The 4,955-nt window shown below is 33.7% G+C and carries 7 protein-coding genes and 1 pseudogene; 3 read left to right on the top strand and 5 right to left on the bottom strand.

Annotated elements, in window-relative coordinates:
* Positions 1-252, top strand: a pseudogene (locus MICAI_RS06660) (hypothetical protein); the annotation flags it as partial.
* Entirely contained in the window at positions 233-412 is a 180-nt protein-coding gene (locus MICAI_RS06655) for a hypothetical protein (RefSeq protein ID WP_008199473.1), read from the top strand. The pseudogene MICAI_RS06660 and the gene MICAI_RS06655, both read left to right, overlap by 20 nt.
* 70 nt (positions 413-482) lie before the next feature.
* On the opposite strand, the gene MICAI_RS06650 is transcribed toward MICAI_RS06655, so the two are convergent.
* The 5 genes from MICAI_RS06650 to MICAI_RS06630 all read right to left on the bottom strand — a co-directional run bounded on the left by MICAI_RS06650 (position 483) and on the right by MICAI_RS06630 (position 3,166).
* Positions 483-965: a DUF3368 domain-containing protein gene (locus MICAI_RS06650; RefSeq protein ID WP_039899737.1), complete on the bottom strand. Its 483-nt coding sequence runs from the start codon at positions 963-965 to the stop codon at positions 483-485.
* A 5-nt stretch (positions 966-970) separates the two neighbouring features.
* Positions 971-1,210: a UPF0175 family protein gene (locus MICAI_RS06645; protein ID WP_002754053.1), complete on the bottom strand. Its 240-nt coding sequence runs from the start codon at positions 1,208-1,210 to the stop codon at positions 971-973.
* Positions 1,211-1,364: 154 nt separating this feature from the next.
* The gene (locus MICAI_RS27785; RefSeq protein ID WP_051011163.1) at positions 1,365-1,691 is read right to left on the bottom strand and encodes a 2Fe-2S iron-sulfur cluster-binding protein; all 327 of its coding nucleotides are present in this window, start codon (positions 1,689-1,691) and stop codon (positions 1,365-1,367) included.
* Between the two features lie 946 nt (positions 1,692-2,637).
* Entirely contained in the window at positions 2,638-2,889 is a 252-nt protein-coding gene (locus MICAI_RS06635; RefSeq protein ID WP_002795035.1) for a hypothetical protein, read from the bottom strand.
* A gap of 91 nt (positions 2,890-2,980) precedes the next feature.
* Entirely contained in the window at positions 2,981-3,166 is a 186-nt protein-coding gene (locus MICAI_RS06630; protein ID WP_002754073.1) for a hypothetical protein, read from the bottom strand.
* A 246-nt stretch (positions 3,167-3,412) separates the two neighbouring features.
* Between MICAI_RS06630 and MICAI_RS06625 the strand changes: the two genes are divergently transcribed.
* Positions 3,413-4,759, top strand: a complete 1,347-nt coding sequence (locus tag MICAI_RS06625) for an NB-ARC domain-containing protein (RefSeq protein ID WP_008199458.1) — start codon at positions 3,413-3,415, stop codon at positions 4,757-4,759.
* Positions 4,760-4,955 lie beyond the last annotated feature (196 nt).

Below are 4,955 nucleotides of genomic sequence, written 5' to 3'. Positions count from 1 at the left end.
CCTGAAGTTTTACAGTTAAGGGATGCTTATATCAATGAAGGAGTTGTTACATCAAAGTCTATTAATGATGCTACTGATGTAGCGGCTGCTACAATAGCTAGAGCGGCTGCAATCATATCATGGAATTTTAAACATATTGTGCGCCTAGATAAAATGAAAGGCTATAATCAAATTAATTTACTCAATGGCTACGGGATTTTGACTATTATTTCTCCTTTAGAGGTAACAATTGATGAAGCCAACGACAATTAAAAAAAGTTTTGACTGTTTAGCTTTTAAACAAACCAGTCAAGAAAAAATTGCTGAAGACATGAAAAATCTCAGCTATTCAGATCAGATTGAATATCTTCAAAAAAAGATTAATGAAAGTGATTTAAAGTTATGGTGGGAATCCATCAATAACAAGAAATAAGGCGCATTATACTCTGTTAATGCACCCGACAAAATAAGCGTGCTGCTACGCAGTGCCTTCAGTATCACACTCAGTCTCCAAAAATGCTCTCAAATATCTCACGCTTGACTCTAAAGTTAATTTCTCTAAGTCTTTGATAAAAACTCTCCAAATTTTCAATTTCTATCTTTCCTTCTTTGAGAAGTTTACGAATAATCGCTAAAGTTCCTTTAACATTTAAGCCTAAGCGTAGTGCTTCTTTTCTTGCTGCAAAGTCATCAAGGATGATATAATCAGTTTGTAATTCTATTCCTAAAGTAATGGCATCAGATTCACCTTTCCCTAAACGTTCATTTAAACTATTTGCTAGAGAGATTAATTTAATATTTAGGATAATTAATTTCTGTTGATTGATCAGCTTATTAAGAGTCTCTGAAGATTGATCTTGTTTGGCATTAATTTCTTGTTGTACGGTTGCAGGCAAATAAAAATTATCATTAGAATCTAGGAATTTTTCTAAAAATCCTAACTGAGACAAAAAGATTAAAGGGGAAGAATTGAAAACAATTTTCATAGAGATTACCATTTTTTTTCTCTATCTATGTCTTCTGTAGTAAGATAAGAAAAATCGATTCCCATTAATTCTAAAATTTTCAAGAACATTTCTGTATCCATTTCCATGATTTCTGCGGCTTTATGAAGACTGATGATGCGAGAAACTAAAGCACCCACCACAAAAATAAATTGTTCTTTTTGTTCAATATTATCAAATAATTGTATTTCGGCGGCAATTTCTTGAAAAGTAATCGAAGTATTCATTGTCTTGCTAAGTTTCATCAATTAAGACATATCTAACTTAATTTTAACGCAAAATCAACCCAACAAACTGCCCTTATCTCAATCTTTTAAATTATAGACAACAAATAAGGCGCATTATACTCTGTTAATGCACCCGATCAGAAAAGCGATCGCACTAATAAAGATATTCCTCTTTATCAGTTTCAATGACACAATTAGAAGTAGGATAAGCAACACAAAGCAATACATAACCATCGTCTATTTGATCATCATCTAAGAAAGATTGATCTGATTGATCTACACTACCAGAAACGATCTTACCAGCACAGGTAGGACAAGCACCGCAACGACAATCAAAGGGAATCACTATTCCTTTTTTCTTCGCCGCATTTAAGATAAACTCATCATCAGGAACCTGGATGGTATATTCTCCGCTTGGAGTTTTTAAAGTTACTTCATAGGAATTAGTAGTATTATAACTACTGCTTGTTGAAGAATCCATTTTATCTAGTTGCTCTAAAGCAGTTGCATACTCTATATAAGTGTTCAGAAGATTACCAAAAGCTGCGGCAGGACGATCAAAAGCCTGGTAATGTATTATAATATCAGACTTGCCCCCAGATAAAGCCCTCGCATATTTATTCATAAAAATCTTGTTAAAAGACAACAGTGCAAGTTTTTCTGAAAAACTAAAACTATTTTTACTGCTTTTACTGCGTTCTATTGATGACTGAAAATTTGAGTATTCTTTTAACTTTAAACCTAATGAGGCAGGAAACGCCCAGTGAGAAGAAATGATGTATATTGAATCAATATCACTCCAAGGAATACTCCAAAATATACCACCTCCTGATCGATGGGCAATAAACTCATTATTTGTTAATGTATAGCTAATAGGGTAATTTTTCTTGAAGTTTTTCGGGTGGATGAATAAGATCCAAACACTAAGTCCAATAAATATAAGTCCAATCCCAAAAATCAAAGTTAACAAACCAAACCCAAGCAAGCAATAAATAATAAACTTTTGGAATCCTTTAGGTGTAACATTTTCAGGCTTTATTGTTATTATTGTTGTATCGTTCATTGCTGACCTCAAAGATTTTCTAGAAATTAAACGACTTTCTCTGGCAGTTCTCACACCTGTGTGGCACACTTAAACATCTGCCGATTAAGCTTTTTAACATCTATAATGTACCTCTTTCAAACAGAAAACGCTATAGTATAAAACTGCTTAATTACCAAGCAAGAGAAAAAATGGTAAATGAGCAAAAAAGTTAGGCTCTTCTAGAGTAGTTATGATATATTAGCATAAAATAGTTCACGCAAGCCTTGCCAAGTAAGGCTCACCAGAATTAAAAAAAGCAATTTTAATAAAAAAAGCTTTTTGCTTTGTTGGATTCTAGGCTATTAATTTGCTATAACCAGTCTAGGAGAGCCAAAAGTTATTACTATGACTCTAAATCAATGTCTTCATTGCCATCCTCAGATTCATCTCCATTGATAGCTTTTTTGACTAAACCAAGACTTAAACCACCTGCTCCTTTAGCAAGGTTTCTCACTCCATTTTCTACAAGTTCTTCATCTTCAGTAACCATACCTACAACCGCTTGTCCACCACCATAAAGAATGCGACCTGAATTTTTTATTATTCCCCAACCCAAGTCACTTAAAAGTTCTGTTCCCGCTTTGATTATACTCATGATTGCATTACCTCTATTAATTGATGATTAAGATGTTCAGTATCTAAATAAAGCCTTTCTACCTAAAAAAGTACCGACTTAATTTTCAAATCTACCCTCCCGAATACTTGATACCAACTTGACTTAAAATCTGAACCACTTTACTCGCGTCATAACTGGGTACTTCTATCTGATCCCCTGAAATTGAGGCATTTGAACCCAATGAACCGACGATTTTTGCCTTAGCTTCTGATTTTTTAGAATCGAGCGCATATTTGTCTAAAACGAACTTCGTCATAAAATACCTACGTTAAACTGAGACATAAGCAATAATACTTAGAACTAGCGTCGCTGAGTTAGATATGGTTAGTTTTAGGTCTGTTTTGCTTAACTACATTCCATCATGCCAAACGCTTCCAAAAACTGACAACCCCTAAACATCGGATTTTATCGGGAGTTTTGTCGGGTAAATTTTTATGAAAATTGGAAAAAGTGGGATTTAGTTGGGCTATAATACCCAAAAATCTTTTGCTGTGTCGATTGTATGAATATCACGGAAGTCTTACAACTGATTGACGAACGCCTTATTGAGCGAGATAAAAAGCCGCTAAATACTATCCAGAAGGCTATTTTTGAAGGGAGTTGGCAAGGACAGAGTTATCAAGAAATAGGTAACGAATATCACCGCAGTGAGGCTCATATTAGAGAGGAAGGTGCTAAATTATGGAAGCTTTTATCGGATGCTTTTGGGGAAGAAATAAGAAAATCTAATTTTCGTTCTACCATAGAAAGAATGAAGATTAAATCATCTCCAAATTCTTTGAATGTTGTAAATAGTAACAATAACCATTTCTGCCATACACAAACCTTCACTTTACCCAATGACAATGATAAAAATAGATATATAAACTCTCAATCTGAATCAATCTATCATGATCTAACCCTTGCTCCCCAAATTATTGACTTTTACGATCGAGAAAACGAACTCGCAACAATCTCGAACTGGGTGTTTAAGCAAAATACTCGCTTAATTGCCGTTTTGGGATTAGGGGGAATAGGAAAAACCACCCTAGTTAAACGATTTATTGATCTCAATTTAGAACAATTTGAAGTGGTGATTTGGAAAAGTTTAAAATTTCCTAAGTCTTTAGATTTATGGCTAAATGATTTATTGAATACTTGCCAAAAAGAACCGAAGGAAAGCACCGATAATAAAATCCAGGAATTGTTAGAAGTTCTAAGCAATCATAAATGTTTAATCGTCTTAGATGATTTTCAAAATCTTTTTGCTGTTGGTCAAATGGCGGGTAATTATCAACCTGAATATAGCAGTTATCAACATTTTTTAAAACTGATTGCAGAAATCCAACACCAGAGCCATTTTATTCTCATTAGTCAAGAAAAATCGGCAGAAATGAACTATCTTAATCAAGAAAATTCTCCCATTCAATGCTTAGAATTATCAGGATTTGAAGCGATTGATTTTCTTAAAAATAAAGGTTTACAAGATGGGGAAAGATGGTTAGAATTAATTCAATTATACGAAGGTAATCCTTTTTATTTAACTGATATTGCCGTTTTGATTAAAGATGTTTTTGATGGCAAGGTTAACGATTTCTTGGCAGAAAATAGCTTAGTTATTACTAAAAAAATGCAGTCTCATTTAAAACAAATTTTTGGTCGCTGTTCTCCCCTTGCTCAACAAATCGCCTTAGAATTAAGTAAAGTTGATCAACCTTTATCTAGAGAGGAGTTAAAAAATAACCTAGATTTATCTGCTAGTGATTTAATCAATGGTTTACAATCCTTGCAACAACGTTATTTAATTCAAAGGGAGCAAAACCGATTTCAATTATCATCTATTTTTAAAGCGTATATCAAAAGCGATTGATTGTAATATTTCTTAAAGGAGATCGAGTCCGAAAAAGAACCCTTCCAACCTCTTAAACTGATTGGTAACGATTGGATGCAATCAGCGATATTGATAGCGATGTGTGAGATTATTCTTGAGATAATAAATGGCTGGTTATAATTAAATTAAAAATGGATTTTAGGTTCGATCCCCCCTGCCCCCCTTGATAAGGGGG

This window comes from Microcystis sp. T1-4, from assembly GCF_000297435.1.
GTDB lineage: Bacteria > Cyanobacteriota > Cyanobacteriia > Cyanobacteriales > Microcystaceae > Microcystis.
This window is presented reverse-complemented; position numbering and strand designations above follow the sequence as displayed.